This window comes from Caulobacter flavus, from assembly GCF_003722335.1.
Classification (GTDB): Bacteria; Pseudomonadota; Alphaproteobacteria; order Caulobacterales; family Caulobacteraceae; genus Caulobacter; species Caulobacter flavus.
Map to the genome: position 1 here is coordinate 2,298,272 of NZ_CP026100.1, position 20,890 is coordinate 2,319,161.

21 protein-coding genes are annotated in these 20,890 nt (G+C 69.0%); 4 read left to right on the forward strand and 17 right to left on the reverse strand.

Features of this window, described 5'->3' with window-relative positions; all coding sequences use genetic code 11:
* Window positions 1-60: 60 nt before the first annotated feature.
* Window positions 61-1,320: a hypothetical protein gene (locus tag C1707_RS10690; RefSeq protein ID WP_101715095.1), complete on the reverse strand. Its 1,260-nt coding sequence runs from the start codon at window positions 1,318-1,320 to the stop codon at window positions 61-63.
* 157 nt (window positions 1,321-1,477) lie between these two features.
* Window positions 1,478-2,068 carry a GNAT family N-acetyltransferase gene (locus C1707_RS10695; RefSeq protein ID WP_101715096.1) on the reverse strand — a complete coding sequence of 197 codons (591 nt, stop codon included), beginning with the start codon at window positions 2,066-2,068 and terminating at the stop codon, window positions 1,478-1,480.
* A 167-nt stretch (window positions 2,069-2,235) separates the two neighbouring features.
* Here C1707_RS10695 and C1707_RS10700 point away from each other — a divergent pair, with 167 nt between their 5' ends.
* Window positions 2,236-3,540 (forward strand): acyl-CoA dehydrogenase family protein, encoded by a 1,305-nt coding sequence (locus C1707_RS10700; protein WP_101715097.1) that lies wholly within the window; start codon window positions 2,236-2,238, stop codon window positions 3,538-3,540.
* A 141-nt stretch (window positions 3,541-3,681) separates the two neighbouring features.
* On the opposite strand, the gene C1707_RS10705 is transcribed toward C1707_RS10700, so the two are convergent.
* From C1707_RS10705 to C1707_RS10715, 3 genes are all read right to left on the reverse strand, one after another.
* Window positions 3,682-4,623, reverse strand: coding sequence for a bifunctional riboflavin kinase/FAD synthetase (locus tag C1707_RS10705; RefSeq protein WP_101715139.1), 942 nt, complete (start codon window positions 4,621-4,623; stop codon window positions 3,682-3,684).
* A 14-nt stretch (window positions 4,624-4,637) separates the two neighbouring features.
* Entirely contained in the window at window positions 4,638-5,057 is a 420-nt protein-coding gene (locus C1707_RS10710; protein WP_101715098.1) for a MaoC family dehydratase, read from the reverse strand.
* A 62-nt stretch (window positions 5,058-5,119) separates the two neighbouring features.
* Complete coding sequence (locus tag C1707_RS10715; protein WP_101715099.1) at window positions 5,120-5,980, reverse strand: TIGR01459 family HAD-type hydrolase; 861 nt, start codon at window positions 5,978-5,980, stop codon at window positions 5,120-5,122.
* Window positions 5,981-6,272: 292 nt separating this feature from the next.
* On the opposite strand from C1707_RS10715, the gene C1707_RS26975 reads away from it, so the two are divergent.
* Window positions 6,273-7,442 carry a hypothetical protein gene (locus C1707_RS26975; protein WP_101715100.1) on the forward strand — a complete coding sequence of 390 codons (1,170 nt, stop codon included), beginning with the start codon at window positions 6,273-6,275 and terminating at the stop codon, window positions 7,440-7,442.
* Between the two features lie 62 nt (window positions 7,443-7,504).
* Here C1707_RS26975 and C1707_RS10725 read toward each other — a convergent pair whose 3' ends face one another.
* From C1707_RS10725 to tipF, 3 genes are all read right to left on the reverse strand, one after another.
* Window positions 7,505-8,191, reverse strand: coding sequence for a 2OG-Fe(II) oxygenase (locus tag C1707_RS10725; protein WP_101715101.1), 687 nt, complete (start codon window positions 8,189-8,191; stop codon window positions 7,505-7,507).
* On the reverse strand, window positions 8,188-8,910 hold the full coding sequence (locus C1707_RS10730) for a methylated-DNA--[protein]-cysteine S-methyltransferase (protein WP_101715102.1): 723 nt from the start codon (window positions 8,908-8,910) through the stop codon (window positions 8,188-8,190). Before C1707_RS10730 ends, C1707_RS10725 begins: the two co-directional genes overlap by 4 nt.
* Window positions 8,911-9,045: 135 nt before the next feature.
* The gene (gene tipF, locus C1707_RS10735) at window positions 9,046-10,314 is read right to left on the reverse strand and encodes a flagella assembly cyclic-di-GMP phosphodiesterase TipF (protein ID WP_101715103.1); all 1,269 of its coding nucleotides are present in this window, start codon (window positions 10,312-10,314) and stop codon (window positions 9,046-9,048) included.
* Window positions 10,315-10,513: 199 nt separating this feature from the next.
* Between tipF and C1707_RS10740 the strand changes: the two genes are divergently transcribed.
* Together C1707_RS10740 and feoB are read left to right on the forward strand one after the other, a co-directional pair.
* Complete coding sequence (locus C1707_RS10740) at window positions 10,514-10,825, forward strand: FeoA family protein (RefSeq protein ID WP_101715104.1); 312 nt, start codon at window positions 10,514-10,516, stop codon at window positions 10,823-10,825.
* Complete coding sequence (feoB, locus tag C1707_RS10745) at window positions 10,822-12,705, forward strand: ferrous iron transporter B (RefSeq protein ID WP_164467487.1); 1,884 nt, start codon at window positions 10,822-10,824, stop codon at window positions 12,703-12,705. The genes C1707_RS10740 and feoB overlap by 4 nt, the downstream gene beginning before the upstream one ends.
* A 76-nt stretch (window positions 12,706-12,781) precedes the next feature.
* Here the strand turns inward: feoB and C1707_RS10750 are convergent, their stop codons facing one another.
* From C1707_RS10750 to C1707_RS10790, 9 genes are all read right to left on the reverse strand, one after another.
* Window positions 12,782-13,660, reverse strand: a complete 879-nt coding sequence (locus tag C1707_RS10750; RefSeq protein WP_101715106.1) for a 3-hydroxybutyryl-CoA dehydrogenase — start codon at window positions 13,658-13,660, stop codon at window positions 12,782-12,784.
* Window positions 13,661-13,832: 172 nt separating this feature from the next.
* Window positions 13,833-14,105 carry a GNAT family N-acetyltransferase gene (locus tag C1707_RS10755; protein WP_101715107.1) on the reverse strand — a complete coding sequence of 91 codons (273 nt, stop codon included), beginning with the start codon at window positions 14,103-14,105 and terminating at the stop codon, window positions 13,833-13,835.
* A gap of 148 nt (window positions 14,106-14,253) precedes the next feature.
* A complete protein-coding gene (gene pheT / locus C1707_RS10760) occupies window positions 14,254-16,692 on the reverse strand; it encodes a phenylalanine--tRNA ligase subunit beta (protein ID WP_101715108.1) in 2,439 nt (812 codons plus the stop codon).
* Window positions 16,689-17,060 carry a hypothetical protein gene (locus tag C1707_RS10765; RefSeq protein WP_101715109.1) on the reverse strand — a complete coding sequence of 124 codons (372 nt, stop codon included), beginning with the start codon at window positions 17,058-17,060 and terminating at the stop codon, window positions 16,689-16,691. Before C1707_RS10765 ends, pheT begins: the two co-directional genes overlap by 4 nt.
* Window positions 17,060-18,133: a phenylalanine--tRNA ligase subunit alpha gene (gene pheS / locus C1707_RS10770; protein WP_101715110.1), complete on the reverse strand. Its 1,074-nt coding sequence runs from the start codon at window positions 18,131-18,133 to the stop codon at window positions 17,060-17,062. Before pheS ends, C1707_RS10765 begins: the two co-directional genes overlap by 1 nt.
* Window positions 18,134-18,193: 60 nt before the next feature.
* Window positions 18,194-18,745 (reverse strand): hypothetical protein, encoded by a 552-nt coding sequence (locus tag C1707_RS10775; protein ID WP_101715111.1) that lies wholly within the window; start codon window positions 18,743-18,745, stop codon window positions 18,194-18,196.
* A 168-nt stretch (window positions 18,746-18,913) separates the two neighbouring features.
* A complete protein-coding gene (gene rplT, locus C1707_RS10780; protein WP_101715112.1) occupies window positions 18,914-19,270 on the reverse strand; it encodes a 50S ribosomal protein L20 in 357 nt (118 codons plus the stop codon).
* A 15-nt stretch (window positions 19,271-19,285) separates the two neighbouring features.
* The gene (gene rpmI, locus C1707_RS10785) at window positions 19,286-19,486 is read right to left on the reverse strand and encodes a 50S ribosomal protein L35 (protein WP_058347693.1); all 201 of its coding nucleotides are present in this window, start codon (window positions 19,484-19,486) and stop codon (window positions 19,286-19,288) included.
* A gap of 151 nt (window positions 19,487-19,637) precedes the next feature.
* Window positions 19,638-20,870 (reverse strand): MFS transporter, encoded by a 1,233-nt coding sequence (locus tag C1707_RS10790; protein ID WP_420808258.1) that lies wholly within the window; start codon window positions 20,868-20,870, stop codon window positions 19,638-19,640.
* Window positions 20,871-20,890 lie beyond the last annotated feature (20 nt).

The following is a 20,890-nucleotide window of genomic DNA, read 5'->3' on the forward strand; positions in this document are numbered from 1 at the left end:
GTTATTGCGCGTTATAGGTCGGCTGCGACCCAGCGTCGCGAACGCCGGTTTCCGAGCTTGCTAGGCCGTCTGCAGCGGCAGGGCGTCGGCCGGATTGGCGCCCAGGGCCGGCGGCTTGTCGAGCAGGGCGCTGACGGCCGCGCCGGTGACGTAGGCCAGGCCGGCGGCGCGGCAGGCCTCCAGCTCCTTGGCCGAGCGGACGCCCAGCACGCCCTGATGCACGCCCTTGGCGCGATAGACCGACTGGCGCGAGGCGAACAGGGCGATGGCCTTGACCCGCTCGGCGTCGGGCTCGTCGCGCAGCTCCAGGGTGATGCTGGAGGCGATGTCGCCCGGCAGGGTGTTCACCGGGAAGTTCGGGTCGGAGATGCAGAGGTCGATATAGGCGAACGAGCCCTGCAGGAACGCGCGGATCTGCTGCAGCAGCCCCATCGAGGGCTCGCGCGGGGTGTCGTAGACCGTGGCGCCCAGGCGCGGCTGCAGGTCGAGCGGATAGCGCGACAGGCGGCGTTTGTAGGCCTCCTGCGAGGCCGGCGTCGTCAGGTTCCAGAAGCTGAGCGGCAGGAAAAGGGCGCCTTCGCCGGTCTTGACCGTCGGGAAGCCGAACTGGGCGTCGTTGAGGCCGGTGAGGTCGCGGGCCAGGAGCTCGCCGTCCTCTTCCGGACGCGGGGCCGACAGGTCGGCCTTGTGGCCGAGCACGGCGCCGACGACGCTTTCGGTGGGCAGGTGGTAGATGGCGCGCCAGCCGGTGGTCAGGGGCGCGGCCGCCTTGGACGGGGCAGCGGCGGCGATCGGGCGGACCGGCGGGGCGGCGGGCTTGGCCGGCGCGGGCTTGGCCTTGGGCTCGATCGGCGCGGTGGTCGCGGCGGGCTTGGCTTGCGGCGCGGCGGTTTCGGGCGGGGCGCTGGGAACGGCGCGGATTTCCTCGGCGGTGATCACCTGCACGTGGCCCGGCGCGCCGGAATAGCCGCGGCCGGCCATCAGCCCGGCCAGTTCGGCCTGCGACAGGCTGGCGAACTGCAGCACCGCGTTCTCGTCGCCCTCGAAGGTCATCAGGCACACCTGGCCGCTCTTGCGACCGGGGAACAGCGAGGTCTCCAGCTCGATGGCCAGGGCCTGCATCTCCTCGGGATCCAGCGCCTCGGCCTTGGTGTCGGCCAGCACGAAGGCCAGGGGCGCGACCACGCCGTAGCGGCGCGGATGCTTCCAGCGGTGCTTGAGATAGACGTCGGCGGCCGCCTCGACATGGGCGGGGGGAACGCTGGCGCCCGCCGTCTCCGCGGCGGTGAGCAGGATACGCAGGCAGGCAATGGCCGTCATGGACGGCAATTTGACCGCCAATGCTTGGCGAAATCCTTACAAGAGAAGGATAACGGCGGTTTTTTATGTATTGCTCAGGTATAGGTGCGACAGGGTGTCGCAATCGCTTTCGCCTATCGCGCGCGCGACGCCCTGCCTTTGCCGTCCCGCGTGAGCGTCAGACGAAGTCTTCGCTGAGACGGAACTCCAGGCGCTGCTTGACGCCCGGCCAGTCGAAATCGGTGATCGAGAACACGGCCGTGTCGCGCACGTGGCCGGTCCAGGTGATCTTGTGGCTGCGCAGCACGCCTTCCTTGGAGGCGCCCAGCTTCTCGACCGCAGCCTGGCTGCGGGCGTTGCGCACGTCGATCATGAACTCGACGCGGATGACGCCGGCGTCGAAGGCGTGGCCCAGCAGCAGGCGCTTGGATTCCGGGTTCACCGGGCCTGAGCGCGCGTCGGGATGCAGGAAGGTCGAGCCGATCTCGAGGCCTTTGTGCAGGCGGCGGATGTTGAGGTAGCTGGAGGTGCCGACGATCTTGCCGTCCGACTTGCGGCGGATGGCGAAGCCGACGCGCTCGCCCCGGTCGCTTTCGCCCAGCAGCGCGCCCCACCAGTCCTCGAAGCCCTCGCCGCAGCCGTTGACCGACATGATCTCCCAGCTGGCGGGATCGCAGTCGATGGCGCCGCGCAGTTCGTCGCGCAGATCCTGGGTGATCGGTTCCAGCCGGACGTAGCGGCCTTCGAGGGGCTTGATGGTCAGGTTCATGACCGGTGTTTTCCGCCAGGAGCGGGCGGCTGGCAAGCCGTCAGGCGGTCAGCGAGGCCCAAGACGACGCGAACGTTCAAACCGCCCGCAACGTCCGCTTGCCGCGCCCGTCAACTCGGTGCTACACATGCTTCAAACAAGTGTTTGAACCAGGGATCGGGAACGCCATGGACTTCGACATCTCTTCTCGCCAGCGGGAATTTCTCGACCGGGTGAACGCCTTCATCGAGGCGCACGTGCGCCCGGCGATCCCGACCTACGAAGCCGAGATGGACGTTCCCGCCGACCAGCGCTGGAAGGTCGTCCAGGTGCTGGAGGACCTGAAGGCCAAGGCCAAGGCCGAAGGGCTGTGGAACTTCTTCATGCCGCCCCACAGCGGCCAGACTCACGTCGACGACACGTTCCAGTTCGAGGGCGTGCAGCTGACCAACCTCGAATACAGCCTGATCGCCGAGCAGCTGGGCAAGATCGGCTTCGCGTCCGAGGTCTTCAACTGCTCGGCGCCCGACACCGGCAACATGGAAGTGCTGATGCGCTACGGCACGCTGGCGCAGAAGGAGCGCTGGCTGCGGCCGCTGATGAACGGGCAGATCCGCTCGGCCTTCCTGATGACCGAACCGGCGGTGGCCAGCTCCGACGCCACCAACATCGAGACCCGTATCGAGCGCGACGGCGACGACTACGTCATCAACGGCCGCAAGTGGTGGTCGTCGGGCGTGGGCGATCCGCGCTGCAAGGTCGCCATCGTCATGGGCAAGACCGATCCGTCCGCCTCCACCCACCAGCAGCAGAGCCAGATCCTGGTGCCGCTTGACGCGCCGGGCATCGAGGTGGTGCGCATGCTGCCGGTGTTCGGTTTCGACGACGCCCCGCACGGCCACGCCGAGGTGATCCTCAAGGATGTGCGCGTGCCGGTCGAAGACGGCCTGATCCTGGGCGAGGGCCGCGGCTTCGAGATCGCGCAGGGCCGCCTTGGTCCCGGCCGCATCCACCACTGCATGCGCACCATCGGCGCGGCGGAAGTGGCGCTGGAGAAGATGGTCAAGCGCCTGATGACCCGGAAGGCCTTCGGCAAGTACATCTCCGAGCACTCGGTGTGGGAGCAGCGCATCGCCGAGGCCCGCATCGACATCGAGATGTGCCGCCTCCTGTGCCTGAAGGCCGCCGACATGATGGACAAGGCCGGCAACAAGGCCGCGCGCCTCGAGATCGCGATGATCAAGGTCGCCGCACCGCGCATCGCCCTGAAGGTGATCGACGACGCCATCCAGGCCCACGGCGGCGGCGGCGTCACCACTGACTTCGGCCTGGCCAAGCTCTATGCCGGCATCCGCACCCTGCGCCTGGCCGACGGTCCCGACGAGGTGCACTGCCGCACCATCGCCCGGATGGAGTACGCCAAGTACGGCGACCTGGCCTACGCCCAGAAGGCCGAGCGTGAGGCGGCTCTGCACGTACCGGGGATCCGGTAAGGCTGAGGAGGGCCCCCTCAGTCGCTCCGCGACAGCTCCCCCAGAGGGGGAGCATCTGTCGGCTCAAATCCTCCCCCCTCTGGGGGAGGTGGCCCGGAGGGCCGGAGGGGGAGGCCGCCGTGAGGCGGCCTTTCTCCGTCTTCAGAACCCCGGCGCCACGATCGCGCGGGCCTGGGTCTCGTCGCAGCGGATCTGGTCGATCATCAGCTCGATGCTGTCGAACTTCAGCTCGGGGCGCAGGAAGGCGATCAGCTGGGTCTCGATGACCTGGCCGTAGAGGTCCTCGTCGAAGTCGAACAGCCAGGTCTCCAGGCGGGTCTCGACCTCGCCGGTGGTCGGGTTGTTGCCGAGGTTGGCCACGCCCGGGATCACCCGGCCGTCGGGCAGGCGGGTGCGGGTGGCGTAGACGCCCAGCTTGGGCACCACGTAGTCGACGATCTCGACATTGGCGGTGGGAAAGCCCAGCTGGCGACCCAGCTGCTGGCCGCGGCGCACCACGCCCTCGATGGCGAAGGGGCGGCCCAGGATGCGGGCGGCTTCCTCCGGATGGCCGGCGCGCAGCGCCTCGCGCACGCCGGTGGACGAGAACTTCTCGCCGTCGCGGTTGGCGACCGGCTCGGCCACCGATACCGAGAAACCCAACTCCTCGCCGTAGGCCTTCATCGCCTGCGGGCTGCCCGTGCGACCTTTGCCGAACGAGATGTCGAAGCCGACGGCCACGTGCCTGATGCCCAGGCCCTGGTGCAGCACGCGCTCGGCGAAGGCGCGGTCGTCCAGGGTGGCCATCTCGAAGTCGAACGGCAGCAGGTACAGGAAGTCGACGCCCAGGTCGCTCAGCAGGCGGGCCTGCTGCTCGATGGTCATCAGCCGGAACGCCGGCTCGGTCGGGCGGAACAGGCGGCGCGGGTGCGGGTCGAAGGTGACAACGCCCAGCGGAACCTTCAGCTCGCGCGCGGCCTTGGCGGCCTCGGCGATCACCTGCTGGTGCCCGCGATGGACGCCGTCGAAATTGCCCAGGGCCACGGCCGCGCCCTTCTCCTCGGGGGAGAGATCCTTCCAGCCGTGGACGATCTTCAGGCGCACGCGCTGATCCATGCTCAGGCGCCCTTCTTCGGAACCAGGACCACGGCCTCGCCGTCGACCACGGCCTTCTTGCCGACGACGCAGGTGGTCGACAGGGTCACGCGGCCCTTGGCCTCGTCGATGGCGGTGACGGCGACCTTGACCACCACGGTGTCGCCGATACGCACCGGCCGCTTAAAGTTGAGCAACTGCGAAAGATAGACCGCGCCCGGGCCGGGCAGGGTGGTGCCCAGCGCCGCCGAGATGTAGCCGGCCGACAGCATGCCGTGGGCGATGCGCTCGCCGAAGCTGGTCGTGGCGGCGTAGTCGGCGTCGAGATGGACCGGATTGGTGTCGCCGGTGACGTCGGCGAAGGCCTGGATGTCGGCTTCGCCCACGGCGCGGCTGAACTCGGCGGCCTGGCCGACGCTCAAGTCCTCGAGAAAGAGACCCATGCGATCCCCGATCCTGCGTTCTTATTGATCTTGAAGAGGCTTTTTAGCGGTTCGCGCCGGCTTCACCAGACCAGATCGGCGATGGCGTGCGCAGCGCCGACGCTTTCGGCGGCCAGCAGCTTGGCCACGCCCTCGGGGGCCAGCAGGCCGTCGGGGCCCAGGGCCTTGTCGCCGTGGATGCCCTTGGCGACGAACAGGCAGGCCAGCTTCTGGTTCTCGGCGCCCAGCACGTCGGTGATGACGCCGTCGCCGATGCACAGCACGCGCGAGCGATCGACCGGTCCGCCCTTCAGGCGCTCGGCCTCGGCCAGGGCCAGATCGTAGATCGCGGCATAGGGCTTGCCGGCCATCACCACCTGGCCGCCGAGCTCTTCATAGAGATCGGCCAGGGCGCCGGCGCAGAAGATCAGCTTGTCGCCGCGCTGCACGACGCGGTCGGGGTTGGCGCAGATGAAGACGAGGCCGCGGTCGGCGGCCACCTGCAGCTGGCCGCGATAGTCCTCGGCGGTCTCGTTCTCGTCGTCGAACAGGCCGGTGCAGCAGATGAAGTCGGCCGCCTCGCAGCCGGCGCCTTCGAGGCCGAGGCCCGCGTACAGTGGCTCGTCGCGCTCGGGGCCGATCTTCCAGACCTTGCCCGGGGCCCGGGCGGCCAGCAGCGAGCGGGTGGCGTCGCCGCTGGTGACGAAGGCGCTCCAGGCCTCGCGCCGCACCTTCAGGCCGTCCAGCTGGGCCAGCACGTCGCTGGAAGGACGCGGCGCGTTCGAGATCAGCACCACGGGGCCGTGATCGGCGTTGAAGCGTTCCAGCGCCTCGCAGGCCTCGGGGAAGTTGCGCACCCCGTTGTGGATGACGCCCCAGACGTCGCAGAGCACCACGTCGTAGCGGTCGGTCAGGGCGGAAAGGCCGGCGGGAAAGTCGATCATGGGCTGGGCGGGTACCGGGCATGGGCGGGAGCGTCAATGGCGTCGCGCCGCCCGTCCCGCGAGGCCGCGCGACCGTTCATATGGTGAGGCTGCCGCGATCCAGCAACGGAATTTGTCGATCTATGAATCGTCGACTTTCCGACTGCGTGCATTTGCTTGTAACGACGTTATATTCATTCATACTTCTTAGTAATTTCCAGCTTAACCGTACGATAATACATACATACTACTTCATTGTGGCAGGGGGCGGCGGAAGAATTCCGAGCCTGATCGTGTAAGTGAGTTTAGTATAGTGCGTAACATCTCGAAGAAGTCGGTTCTGTTCTGTTCGGCCGTCGTGGTCTCGTTCTTCGCCGCTCAAGGCGCCTTTGCTCAAACCGCCGTCAGCAACGATGGCACGGCCACCGCCAACGGCGGCCTGGCCACGGCGGTCGGCAACAACGCGGACGCCAGCGGCTCCTATTCGAACGCCTTCGGTCAGAGCGCCACGGCCACCGGTTCGCATGCCCTGGCGATCGGCCACGACGCTCAGGCCAGCGGCCAGTACGCGATCCAGATCGGTTCGCACGGCACGGCCAGCGGCAATTACGCGACCGTGGTCGGCAACTCTTCGTCGGCCGTCGGCAACTACGCCACCGTGATCGGCGCCGGCGCCTCCGCCTCGGGCGTCAACAGCGTCGCCATCGGTTATGGCTCGACGGCCACCGAGAGCAATGTGGTCTCGGTCGGCTCGCCGTCCGCGACTCGCCGCATCACCAATCTCGCCGACGGCGTGAACGCCACCGACGCGGCCACGGTCGGCCAGTTGCAGTCGGTGACCTCGGGTCTGACTTCCACGGCCAACGCCTATGCCGACACCGTCGGCGCGCAGGCCGTGGCGACCGCCAACAGCTACACCGACACTGTCGCGTCCCAGACCCTGACCACGGCCAACGCCTACGCCGACACCGTCGGCGCGCAGGCCGTGGCGACCGCCAACACCTATACCGACACCAAGTCGGCCCAGACCCTGGCCTCGGCCAACGCCCATGCCGACGCCGTCGGCGTCCAGGCCGTGACGACCGCCAACGCCTATACCGACACCCGCTCGGCCCAGACCCTGACCGCCGCCAACAGCTACACCGACACCAAGGCCTCCCAGACCCTGGCCTCGGCCAACGCCTACACCGACTGGCGCGTGGACAGCTTCACCAGCCAGTTTGACAACCGCCTGAACAACATCTCGGCGCGCCTCGACGGCGTCGGCGCGATGAGCTCGGCGATGTCGATGATGGCGGGCAACAGCGCCGGCGCGAACGCCGGCCTGACCAACCGCCTGTCGCTGGCCGTCGGCGGCTACCGCGGCCAGGCGGCCATCGCGGCCGGCTACACCCACAGCAGCCGCGCGACCAGCTTCAACGTCGGCTTCTCGGCCACCGGCCGCGACGTGATGAGCGGCGGCAGCTTCGGCTTCGCCTGGTAAGCGCCTAGCGATCCTGATCGCGACGACGGCCCCGGAGGCGACTCCGGGGCCGTTTTTCGTGGTCACGTCGCGTCGTGGAAGATGACGCCCAGCGTCCGCCGCGTTCCGCTTCGAACCTCGCTGACGCCGTGGCGCAGGATGCGGCGATGCACGCCGCGTGTTCCCTGCGCCGGCCGTTCGCGCACGGCGAAGATCACCCCCTCGCCCTGGGCCAAGGGCACGACCTGGGCGGCCGACTGCTGGCGGGGGCGCTGCTCGACGATCACGAACTCGCCGCCCTCGAAGTCGCGGCCCGGCTGGTCGAGCAGGAAGGCCGCCTGCAGCGGAAACACGTGCTCGCCGTAGAGGTCCTGGTGCAGGCAGTTGTAGTCGCCCGCGCCGTAGGTCAGCAGCAGCGGCGTCGGGCGCGCCTGGCCAGCCGCGCGGCAGCGCTCCAGCATGTCGTCCAGCGTCTCCGGAAAGCGGCGCGTCTCGTCCAGCCGCGCCATCCAGTCGTTGGCGATGGCGGCCAGAGGCGGATAGAGCCCCGCCCGAAGCCGCTGCACGACCTCGGGCAGGGGATAGGCGAAGTACTTGTACTCGCCGCGCCCGAAGCCGTGGCGGGCCATGACCACCCGGCTGCGGAACGGCGTCTCCTGGGCGTAGAGATCCGCCGTCCGGGCGCAGGTCTCCGGCGTCAGCACCGGGCCGGTCAGGGCCCAGCCCCGGGCGTCGAGTTCGGCGGCGATGCGGTCCCAGTCCAGGTTCACGCCGCCGCCTCGCGGTCGAGCAGGGCCTTCTTGCGCGCCACGCCCCAGCGATAGCCCGAGAGGCCGCCGTCCGAGCGCACCACGCGGTGGCAGGGCGTCAGCACGGCCACCGGGTTGGCGCCGCAGGCCTGGGCCACGGCCCGTACGGCCTCGGGGCGGCCGATGGCGCGCGCGACCTGGGCGTAGGAGGCGGTGGTTCCGGCGGGAATGTCGCGCAACGCCTTCCAGACGGCGCGCTGCAGATCGCTGCCGCGCTCGTCCAGGGGCAGGCTGGCGCGGCCGCCGTCATCGATCGCCGACGACAGGGCGGCCAGGGCCGGGGCGACGCTCGCGCCGTCCTCGACCAGCCGGGCGCGGGGGAAGCGGGCGGCGAGATCCTCGACCATGGCCGCCTGGTCGTCGCCGAGGATCAGCAATGCCAGGCCCGTTTCGGACGTCGCCGCCAGGGCCAGGCCCAGCGGCGTCTCGCCGAGGCCGTACCGCAGCGTCTCGATCGGCTCGTCGGGCCGGCAGCGCAGGCAGGCGCGCAGGCCCGCGGCGCGGGCCGCCTCGCGGGTGTCGTGGAAGGCGACGTTCCGGCGCAGGGGGCGGCCCGCGCAGCTGGGACGGCAATAGACGCCGGTGGTGCGCACGCCGCAGAAGAACGCGCCGTCGGCGGCGCGATCGCGACGCTCGATGGCGGCCCAGCGGTCGTCGTCGGTGGTGTAGGCAGTGGTCATGTCGGGCTCCTTTCGGATCTGCCCACAGGATCGCGCCGTCCTTGGCCTTGGTCATTCCGATGCTTGCGGTCAAACGCAAACCGCCGCCGGAGCCGGGCCCCGGCGGCGGTCGAGATCGGAGGTGGGGCGAAGAGCCTACCAGTTGGCGGCGCGGCGGCGCAGCGGGGCCTGGACGAAGTCGGCCGGCGGATCGGTCTCGGCCAGCACGGCGTCGCGGATGGCGCGGGGCTCGCCGAACAGGTGGCCCTGGCCATAGCCGATGTCGAGATCGAGGATTTCGGCGATCTGGCGCTCGCTCTCGACCTTCTCGGCGATCACCTCGACGCCGTAGCGGCGCATCAGGGCGGCGAAGTCGGCGGCGTTCAGGTCGGGCAGGGAGCTCAGCACCAGCTTGCCGTCCTGCTCTTCCAGCTGTTCGAGGATCAGCTGGGCGCCGACCTTGACGAACTTGACGTCGGCGCGCGCCAGGTCCTGGAAGTCGAGATCCAGGTCCACGACCTTGTCGAGGCTGAACTGGAAGCCCAGGCTGGCCAGGCGGGCCATGTGTCGGGCCTCGACCGGGCCGCGCTGGTTGAAGGCGGTCTGACCCAGTTCGAAGATCAGCGAGCCGGCCAGATCCTTGTTGCCCTGCAGGAACTCGAGGAACTGCGGGAAGAAGGTCTCGTCCGACAGGCTGGCCAGCGAGATGTTGCAGAAGATGCCGACCTTTCGGTCCTGCTTGGCCAGGCGGCGGACGATCTGCACGCAGCGGAACAGCAGCAGGTTGTCGACGGCCGTCATCAGGCCTTCGGGCTCGGCCACGGCCAGGTACTCGGCCGGCATCATCACGCGGCCGGTCTCGTCGCGCAGGCGCGAGAAGCTTTCGTAGAAGACGGTGCGGCGCTGCGGCAGGCTGACGACCGGCTGCAGGTAGAGGTCGACGCGGTTCTCGGCCAGGGCGTCCTGCACGGCTTCCAGCACGGCGTTGACCGGGGCGGCGGCGCCGCGGCCGCGGGCGTCGTGGCGGGCGGCCGCGACCTGGTGGGTCAGCTGGCTTTCCAGGCGCTCGCTCATGCGCTGCATCAGGTCTTCGAGCTGGTGGACCTCGCTGGTCAGCTCGGCCGAGCGCTTCTCGGCGTCCTCGGCGACGCTTTCGACCAGGCTGGTCATGCGCGCGTCGATCTTCTCGATCTGCTCGACCAGGATGCCGTGGGCCTCGCGCACGGTCTCGATGTCCAGCTTCAGCTGGGCGTTGTCGAACATGCCGCTGACGATGCCGTGGAACGCGAAGCACAGGCCCAGCGACCCGACGAAGGCTGACAGGCCGACAGCCGGGGTCGCCCCCATGCGCCACAGCAGCAGGGAGACGATAAGAGCCAGGCAGAGATAGGCGCCGGTCAGCAGAGCCAGCTTGAGCCTTCGCATTTCGGGTCCCTACGAATCGCTTGCAAAAATTAATGCAACCGGAGCGGCCTTGAGTCGAATAGATTAACGCGGCTGGGCCATTACGCCGCGCCATGCCTGTTAATTTTTTCCGCGACCAGCGTTCGAAGGGGGCATCTTTCATCGACAGTGGCGGTTGGGGCTGATAATCGTTCGCAACTTTTCGCCGCGAGGCCCAAGAATGTCCGACGCCGTCCTCACCGCCGACGCCGCCCTGGTTTCCGAGGCGCCGACCCGCGCCCTGAGCTCGGCCGGGCGCGGCGAGACGGGCGTCATCGTCGCGGTGCGCGGCGACACCGGCGCGCCCGAGGCCGTGGCCGCCGAGGAGCTGGAGCGCCGCCTGCTGGAGATGGGCTTCGTCGAGGGCGCGCGCATCGAGATCCTGCAGGAAGGCCTCTTTGGCCGTGATCCCATGGCCGTGCGGGTGGACGACACCCGCGTGGCCCTGCGCCGCCGCGAGGCGCGCGCCGTGACCGTTCAGTTCGACGGATAGACGCTTTGACCGACACCGCTATCCGGCCCGCGCGCGTCGCGCTGGTCGGCAATCCGAATTCCGGCAAGACCGCGCTGTTCAACGCCCTGACCGGGGCCCGCCAGAAGGTCGCCAACTACGCCGGCGTCACCGTCGAGCGCAAGGAAGGCCAGCTGGTCACGCCGGGCGGCCGGACGATCCGCGTCCTCGACCTGCCGGGCACCTATTCCCTGCGCGCCCGCAGCCCCGACGAGATCGTCACCCGCGACGCGGTGCTGGGCCGCCTGTCGGGCGAGACCGCGCCCGACGTGCTGGTCTGCGTGGCCGACGCCACCAACCTGCGCCTGGTGCTGCGCCTCGTCCTGGAGCTGAAGCAGGTGGGACGGCCGTTCGTGCTGGCCCTCAACATGTTCGACATCGCCCAGCGCCAGGGCCTGCGCATCGATCTCGAGCAGCTGTCGCGCGAGATCGGCGCGCCGATCGTCACGACGGTGGCGACCCGCAAGCGGGGCCTGGACGAGCTGCTGACCCAGGTCAACACCCTGACGCTGACCCACTCCAACGCCGCTGACAACACCTGGCGCGAGCCGAGCGCGGGCGAGATCCGCGCCGCCCATGCCCAGGCCCAGCGCATCTATCGCGACTGCGTGCGCCCGCCCGAGCGTCCCGACACCGTCACCGCCAGAATCGACGCGGTGCTGCTGCATCCGGTCGCCGGCCTGCTGATTCTGACGGCGCTGATGTTCACCGTGTTCCAGTCGGTGTTCACCTGGGCCACCGTGCCGGCCGACGCCATCGACGCCGGCTTCGCGGCGCTGGCGGGCCTGGTGTCCGAGCACCTGCCCGAGGGCCTGCTGGCCAGCTTCATCGCCGACGGCCTGATCGCGGGCGTGGGCAGCGTGCTGGTGTTCCTGCCGCAGATCCTGGTGCTGTTCTTCTTCATCCTGATCCTTGAAGACAGCGGCTACATGACCCGCGCGGCCTTCCTGCTGGACAAGCTTATGGGCGTGGCGGGCCTGCACGGACGGGCGTTCATCCCGCTGCTGTCGAGCCACGCCTGCGCCATCCCCGGGATCATGTCGACGCGGGTGATCGACAACAAGCGCGACCGCCTGACCACGATCCTGATCGCGCCGCTGATGACCTGCTCGGCGCGGGTGCCGGTCTACACGCTGATCATCGGCGCCTTCATCCCCCACACCAAGGTCTGGGGCGTGCTGTCGCTGCAGGGGCTGGTGATGTTCGGGCTGTACGCCTCGGGGATCATCTTCGGCCTGCTGGTGTCGTTCGTCATCCGCCGCATCTTCTGGCGCGGCGCGGCCGAGCCGCTGATGATGGAGCTGCCGACCTACCGCTGGCCCGAGCCGCGCAACGTGCTGCTGAACCTCCTGACCCGCGCCCGGATCTTCATGAGCCGCGCGGGCCGCATCATCCTGCCGCTGATGGTGCTGGTGTGGGTGCTGTCGACCTTCCCCTATCCGCCGGAAGGCGCGACGGGCCCGGCCATCGACTACAGCATCGCCGGCCGCCTGGGTAAGTTCATCGCGCCGGTGATGGAGCCGATCGGCTTCAACTGGCAGATGACCGTGGCCCTGATCCCGGGCATGGCCGCCCGCGAAGTGGCCGTGGCCGTGCTGGGCACCGTCTACGCCGTCGGCGGCGACGCCGACTCGCACGACGCGCTGAGCAGCCTGCTGTCGCAGCAGTGGTCGCTGGCCACCGCCCTGGCGTTCCTGGCCTGGTACGTCTTCGCGCCGCAGTGCATGCCCACCCTGGGCGTGGTCAAGCGCGAGACCAACAGCTGGATCTGGCCGACGGTGATGTTCGTCTACATGGTCGGCTTGGCCTATCTGGCGGCCTTCGTCGTCTACCACACGGCCGTGGCGCTCGGCGCGGGGTGACCCTCCCGTTCATGGTCACGAAAAAAAGCCCGCCGCGAGATGCTCGCGGCGGGCTTCTTGTTTCAGCGGGGACGCTTCAGCGCGTCGGGACCGGGACCTCGCCGCGGTAGTCGTAGAAGCCGCGGCCGGTCTTCTTGCCGAGCCACCCCGCCTCGACGTACTTCACCAGCAGCGGGCAGGGGCGGTACTTGCTGTCGGCCAGGCCTTCGTACAGCACGTTCATGATGCTGAGCACGGTGTCCAGGCCGATGAAGTCGCCCAGTTCCAGCGGGCCCATCGGATGGTTGGCGCCCAGCTTCATGGCGGTGTCGATGGCCTCGACGGTGCCGACGCCCTCGTACAGCGTGTAGATCGCCTCGTTGATCATCGGCACCAGCACGCGGTTGACGATGAAGGCGGGGAAGTCCTCGGCGTTGCTGGTGATCTTGCCCAGCGACTTGGCGAAGGCCACGGCCGTCTCGTAGGTCGGCACGTCGGTGGCGATGCCACGGATGATCTCGACCAGCTTCATCAGCGGCACGGGATTCATGAAATGCAGGCCGATGAAGCGCTCGGGGCGGTCGGTGGTGCTGGCCAGGCGCGTGATCGAGATCGACGAGGTGTTGGAGGCCAGCAGCGTGTCGGGCTTCAGGTGCGGCTGCAGGCTGCGGAAGATGGCCTTCTTGACCTCTTCGTTCTCGGTGGCCGCCTCGATGGCCAGATCGGTCTGGCCGATGGCCTCGACGTTCTCGGCGGCGCTGATGCGGGCCAGGGCGGCGTCGGCCGCGGCCTGGTCGATGATGTTGCGGCTCACCTGGCGGGCGAGGTTCTTGCCGATCAGCGCGATGCCGGCGTCGATGCGCTCGCGCGAGACATCGTGCAGGCGCACGTCGTAGCCGCCCAACGCGCAGACATGGGCGATGCCCGAACCCATCTGGCCAGCGCCGATCACGCCGACCGTCTTGATATCAACCATGAAAATCCAAGCCTTCGCTCGCGGTCGCGCAGGCTCCCGGCAGGGCGCGCTGGACCGTCACGAAAGTTCTAGCACGAGTAGCCGCACGCTCGACAAGGCTTTGCTGCGTTGCAAACGTTCACGAGGCGCCAGTTTGGACGGCGATCCGAAACTATCCGCCTGGCGAGACCGCTCAGGCGATCAGTTCGGGATCGTTACGCCGCAGCCAGGCGGCGGCGTAGGAGCACAGCGGGGTGATCCGCATGCCCTCGGCCCGGGCCACCTCTGCGACCTTGGTCATCAGGCGGCCGGCCGCGCCGGTGCCGCGCAGGGCCGGATCGGCCTCCACGTGCGGGATGACCAGACGATGGCCGCTGCGCTGGTAGTCGGCGAAGGCGATCAGGCCGTCGACCTCCAGCTCGTAGCGGCTCTTGGCGGGGTTGTGGCTGAAGAGATCGTCGCTCATGGGGCCTGAAACGCGAAAGGGGCGAAGGTGGATGCAGCGCAGCATCACCTTCGCCCCTCACATGGCGTTCAGGCTCTTTTACTCAAGAGCGTGGCGGGCGCCGAAACCGGTATCCACTTTCGGCTGCCACGCTCCGGAAGGATCAAGCTCAAGCCCGCAGCTTGCCGCCCGCCTTCTCGACCGCGGCGACGACCTTGGCCGACAGGGCCTCGATCTCGGCGTCGGTCAGCGTGGCCTCGCGCGGCTGGACCAGCACCTCGATGGCCACCGACTTGAAGCCTTCCGGCACGCCGGGGCCCTCGTAGACGTCGAAGACGCGGGCCGAGGCGATCAGCGCCTTGTCGGCGCCGGCCGCGGCCTTGACCAGGTCGCCGGCCGCCTTGGCCTTGTCGGCGACGAAGGCGAAGTCGCGGGTCAGCGGCATCAGGGCCGACGGCGTGAACGCCGCCTTGGTCTTGACCGCCTTCTTCTTCGGCTCGGGGATCGCCTCCAGGACGATCTCGAAGCCGTAGACCGGGCCAGCCACGTCCAGCGCCTTCAGCACGGCCGGGTGCAGCTCGCCGAACTCGGCGACGACGGCCTTGGGACCCAGCTGCAGGCGGGCCGAGCGGCCCGGGTGCCACCACGACGAGGCCGAGCCTTGCGCGGTCTGCAGCGAGGCGACCGGCGCGCCGATCTCCTCCAGCAGGTTCAGCAGGTCGGCCTTGAGCGTGAACACGTCATCGGCCGGGCGCTTGTCCCAGGCGCGCGGCGGGCGCGGCGCCAGGATGCCGGCCACCACCGTGCGCTGGTCCTTGGGACCGTCGCCCAGGAACACCGGGCCGACCTCGAACAGGGCGACGTCGGCGAAGCCGTGGCGGGCGTTGCGGCCGGCCGCCTCGATCAGGTTGGGCAGCACCGAGGGGCGCATGCAGTCCAGTTCCGAGGCGATCGGATTGGCCAGCACCAGCTGCGCCGCGCCGCCGCCGAACAGTTGGGCGGTCGCGCGGCTGGTGAAGCTCCAGGTCACGGCTTCGGCGTAGCCGGCCGCGGCCAGGGCGCGACGGGCGGTGCGGGCGCGGGCCTGACGGGCGGTCAGCACGCCGCCGACGGCGCGCGGAACCTCGGGCAGGGGCGTCGACGGCAGGGCGCCGAAGCCGGCGATGCGGGCCACTTCCTCCACCAGGTCGGCCTTGCCGTGCACGTCGCGACGGAAGGTCGGCGGGGTCACGCAGACCACGCTCTCGGCATGGGTGGCGAACTCGGCGACCGGCACGTCCTTGGGCGGCTCGATCTTGAAGCCCAGGGCCTGGAGGATCGAAAGGCTCTTCTCCGGCGCGATGTCCAGGCCCGACAGGCCCTGCACGTAGGCCGGGTCGAACAGGATCGGGCCCGGCGCGGCCGGGGCTTGGCCGGCGACCACGATCTCCGAGGCCTCGCCGCCGCACAGCTCCAGGATCAGCTTGGTGGCCAACTCCAGGCCCGGCACGACTGAACCGGTGTCGACCGTGCGGGCGAAGCGGTACTGGGCGTCGCTGTTGATGCCCGTGTCGCGGCCGGTCTGGGCGATGCGGATCGGCTCGAACCAGGCGCTCTCGACGAAGACGTCGACAGTGGCTTCCGAGCAGCCGGTGCTCTCGCCGCCCATGACGCCGCCCAGGCCGATCGGGCGCTCGCCGCCCGCATCGGCGATGACGCACATGGCCGGGGTCAGTTCGTAGGTCTTGCCGTCGAGCGCGATCAGATGCTCGTCGCCATGGACGCCGTGACGGCCCAGGCGCGTCTCGATCTTGGTCCCCGACAGCAGGGCCGCGTCATAGACGTGCAGCGGCCGGGCGCGGTCGTAGGAGATGAAGTTGGTGATGTCGACCAGCGCCGACTTCGGATTGATGCCGATGGCCTTCAGGCGGTCCTGCAGCCACTGGGGCGAGGGGCCGTTCCTGACGCCCTTGATCAGGCGGCCGGCGAACACCGGGCAGGCCTCGCCGTCCACCTCGACCGTGATCGGGCAAGGGAAGGTTCCGGCGACCGGCGCGATCGACTGGTCCTTCAGCTTGCCCACGCCCGCGGCGGCCAGGTCGCGGGCGATGCCGGCGACGCCCAGCCAGTCGGGGCGGTTGGGGGTGACCTCGAAGTCGATGACGGCTTCCAGGCCCAGCGCAATGGCGGCCGGGGTCCCGACGGCCAGGTCGCCGGACAGTTCGAGGATGCCCTCGGAACCGTCGTCGGCTTCCAGTTCGGAGCCCGAGCACAGCATGCCGTTGGAGACGACGCCGCGCACGGGCTTCTCGACCAGGGTGACGCCCAGGCCCGGCACGTAGGCGCCGATCGGGGCGTAGACGGTGGTCAGGCCGACGCGGGCGTTGGGCGCGCCGCAGACGATCTCCTTGCGGCCGTCGATCGTGTCGACCTGGCAGACGCGCAGGCGGTCGGCGTTCGGGTGCTGAACGGCCTCGACGATCTTGGCGACGCTGAAGGCGGCCAGCTTGGCGGCCGGGTCGGTGACGTGCTCGACCTCGAGGCCGGCCATGGTCATGGCGGCGACCACCTCGGCGGCGGTCGCGTCGGTGTCGAGGTGATCCTTGAGCCAGGAAAGGGTGAACTTCATTGCGTGGTTTCCAACGCCAGGATCTGCTGCAGGAAGGTCTCGGGGCCGGTGAAGCCGACCGCGAAGAACTGGCAGCCGATGAAGGCGCAATCCTTGAAGGGCAGGGCGCCGATGACCTTTTCACCGGCGGGACGCAGCACGAGGTTGGCGATGTCTCCGCCGTGGAAGCCGAAGTTGGTCGAGTCGAAGGTCACGCCTTCGAGCGCCAGCATCACCACCGGCCCGTGCAGGCGGCAGTTCTTGAAGGTGCGGTCGCTGACCATGTTCACGCCGCCCTGGAGCTGGGCGCGGAACAGGTCGATCAGCGAGATCTCCAGATTCTCGAAGACCTTGGCCGAACCGTCGATGGTCGGACGGGGCGCGTTCATCACGACAGCCCCGAGGCGGCGTTCGGCGCGGCGAAGCCGGAGAAGCCGTAGTGGGCCAGCCAGCGGCTGTCCGACGAGAACATGTCGCGCAGGTCCGGCATGCCGTACTTCAGCATGCCCAGGCGGTCGACGCCCATGCCGAAGGCGAAGCCCTGGTACTCGTCCGGATCGATGCCGCAGGCGCGCAGCACGTTCGGATGGACCATGCCGCAGCCCAGGATCTCGAGCCAGCTCGAGCCCTGGCCGATCTTGATCTCGCCGCCCGAGCGGTCGCACTGGACGTCCATCTCGGCCGACGGCTCGGTGAACGGGAAGTGGTGCGGCCGGAACTGCGTCGTCACCGCGTCGGTCTCGAAGAACCGGGCGATGAAGGTTTCCAGGGTCCACTTCAGGTGGCCCATGTGGATGCCCTTGTCGATCACCAGGCCCTCGACCTGGTGGAACATCGGCGTGTGGGTGGCGTCGCTGTCGCAGCGATAGGTGCGGCCCGGCGCGATGATGCGGATCGGCGGCTTCTGCGAGACCATGGTGCGCACCTGCACGGGGCTGGTGTGCGTGCGCAGCAGCATGCGCTCGCCCGTTTCCTTCGGCTCGAAGAAGAAGGTGTCGTGCATCTCGCGGGCCGGGTGCTTCTCGGGGAAGTTCAGGGCCGTGAAGTTGTGGAAGTCGTCCTCGATGTCCGGACCTTCGGCGACGGCGAAGCCCATGTCGGCGAAGATCGAGATCATCTCGTCCATGACCTGCATGGTCGGGTGGACGCTGCCCTTGCGGCGATAGGGGCCGGGCAGGGTGAGGTCGAGGGTCTCGCGGGCGAGGCGCGCATCGAGTTCGGCCGTCTCGAGGGCGGCCTTCTTCTCGGTGATGGCCGACTGCACGCGATCGCGCAGGGCGTTGATCGCCGCGCCGCGTTCCTTGCGCTCGTCGGGGCTCATCGCGCCCAGCGTCTTGAGCAGGCCCGAGATCGAGCCGGTCTTGCCGACGGCGGCCACGCGGACGGCGTCGAGCGCTGAAAGGTCGGCCGCGCCGGCCACCTGGGCCAGGACGTCGGATTCGAGGGTGTTGAGATCGGTCATGACGAGTGTCGGTCTAGCGATACGAAGCGCGTTCGTCACTGGCGTTGATGGGGTTTTGGCTCATTGCAGTGTGATCTCGGCCGTCATCGACAGGTCGCGCTTGGCGATGTTGTCGTGCAGAACGACCACGGCCTTGTAGAGACCCTTGGCGTCGCGGGCGTCGAAGCTGATCTTCGGCACCACGGCGGTGTTGTCGAACACGGCCTCGGGCGCCGAGACCCGGCCCTTGATGACCTTCAGGCCCATCAGCGAGCCGTTGCGCAGCACCTTGCCGTCGGGACCGACGAAATCGATGTCGTAGGTCACGTCCACCTCGTTGGCGGCGTCCAACTGCGGGCCGATGAAGGTCACCTTCAGGGCCACGACCTCGCCGACCCGGATCCTGTGCAGGATCGAGACCTTGGGCGCCTCGTGCGACGGCTTGTGGAACTCGCTCACCTGGGCGTCCGGGATGAAGAGCGCCATGCCCGACAGGGGGCCGTTGCTGTGGGGAAACGGGCGCGTCTCGGGCTGGGCCTGGGACGTGGGCGCCGTCTGGGCCGGGGCGGGCGAGGCCGCGACCACGGCCAGGCCGAAAGCCGCCAGGGCGGTCGCCGTCATCCGAATGCTCATCGTGTCCTCCATCGCCAACTCACAGGGCGGCCGCAAGTTGTCTAGGTGGTGCGCGAGCTTTGCGAAACCCTTGCGTGAGCCTGGGGCAACGAGCGCGCAGCAAAAAGCCCTCCGGCTCGCGCCGGAGGGCTTTTCAGGATCGTTCGAGCGATGAAGCCCGGAAGGTCCTTAGGCCAGGGCCGCGCGAACCTTGTCGGCGATGGCCTTGAACGCAACGGCGTCGTTGCCGGCGATGTCCGCCAGGACCTTACGGTCGATCACGATACCCGCCACGTCCAGGCCGTGGATGAATTGCGAGTAGGTCAAGCCTTCGGTGCGGGCGCCGGCGTTGATGCGCTGGATCCACAGCGAACGGAAGGCGCGCTTGCGCACCTTGCGGTCGCGGTAGGCGTACTGGCCGGCCTTGTCGACCGCGGCCTTGGCCGTACGGATGGTGTTCTTGCGGCGGCCGTAGAAGCCCTTGGCCTGCTCCAGAACCTTCTTGTGCTTGGCGTGGGCGGTGACGCCACGTTTAACGCGAGCCATGTGTCAGCGCTCCTCTTACAGGCCGTAGGGCAGGTACGTGCGGATGATCTTGGCGTCAGCCTCGCTCATCACCTTCGTGCCGCGGTTTTGGCGGATGTACTTGCCGTTGTGGCCGATCAGGCGGTGGCGCTTGCCGGCGACGCCGGCCTTCAGCTTGCCCGTGGCGGTGATCTTGAAGCGCTTTTTGGCGCCCGACTTCGTCTTCAACTTAGGCATTTCGCGTCGGAGCGTTTAACGGCCCCGTCCTCTGGATAGCGAGACGAACCGCCATGGCATGCCAAATTGGCCAGGCGGTTCCGGAAAGGCGGGGTGAATACGGGAACCCCGGGTGAAAAGCAAGGCCCGACGGACTCTTAGCCACAGGCGGCTACGGAGCGGCCTTCGCCCGGCGGCCCACGGTCACCGCCAGGACCACGGCCGGAACGGTCAGAAGGGCGCCCACCCAGTAGGGCGCGCCGGTGGCCAGGCCGAACAGCGGCCCGGCGATCATCGGGCCGCTCATCCGGGCCAGGGAGCCGCTGGCCATGTTCAGGCCCAGCATAGCGCCCTGTTGGTCTGGCGGCGTCGCGCGCGAGATCAGGGCGGCGATGCAGGGGAAGACCAGCGACTGGCCGAAGGCGGTCAGGCCCACGAACAGCGGCACGAAGCGGGCGCTGGGCACGAACGGGGTCATGGCCATCGACAGGCAGATGATCGACAGGCCCGCGGTCAGCACCTTGGGCTCGCCGAACCGGCGGGCCAGCCGTCCGGTCAGCACGCCCTGGCCCAGCGAGGCGACCACGCCGATGACGGCGAAGCACAGGCCCACCTGCTGCGGCGTCCAGTCGAATCGCGCCTGGCTCCACAGGCCGAAGGTCGCCTCCATGCCCGAGAAGGCGGCGGTGGAGACGAAGGTGACCATCAGCACGCGCGACAACACCGGATGGGCAAGAGCCGCCTTCAGCGCCTCGCGCCGCGGCGGTGGCGGAGGAGCGTCCTTGCGGGGCGCGCGGCTCTCGACCACGAACAGGAAGACGCCCAGCGCCGCCGTCGCCGCCAGGCCGGCCGCGACGAGCAGGGGCAGCTGGAAACCCAGTCGCCCGGCGTCCGGATGGGCCAGCAGGCCGCCCAGGGCGGGGCCGACCACGAAGCCGGCGCCGAAGGCGCTGCCCAGCAGGCCCATGCGCGCGGCTCGCTTCTCGGGCGGGGTGACGTCGGCCATGTAGCCCTGGATCGTCGAGATGTTGCCGCTGGCCGCGCCGCTGAGGAAGCGGATGACGAAGGCCGCCGCTATGGTCGGGGCGAAGGCCAGGGCGACATAGGAGGCGGTGTTGGCCAGGATGGTGACGATCAGCACCGGCCGCCGGCCGATGCGGTCTGACAGGCGTCCCCAGAACGGCTCGGCCAGGAACTGGCCCAGCGAATAGGCCGAGAACAGCGCCGTCACCTGCCAGGCGCTGGCGTTCAGCGCCTTGGCGTAGAAGGGCAGCAGCGGGATCACCAGGCCGAAACCGACCAGGTTGATGAACACCACCAGCAGCAGGACGTAGAGGGCGCGGGAACTGTGGACGGGCGCCGGCGTGAGGGGCGGCGCCGGGGCCGGAGCGGCGGGCATGGACATGACGGGAACCTTCGAGGCGG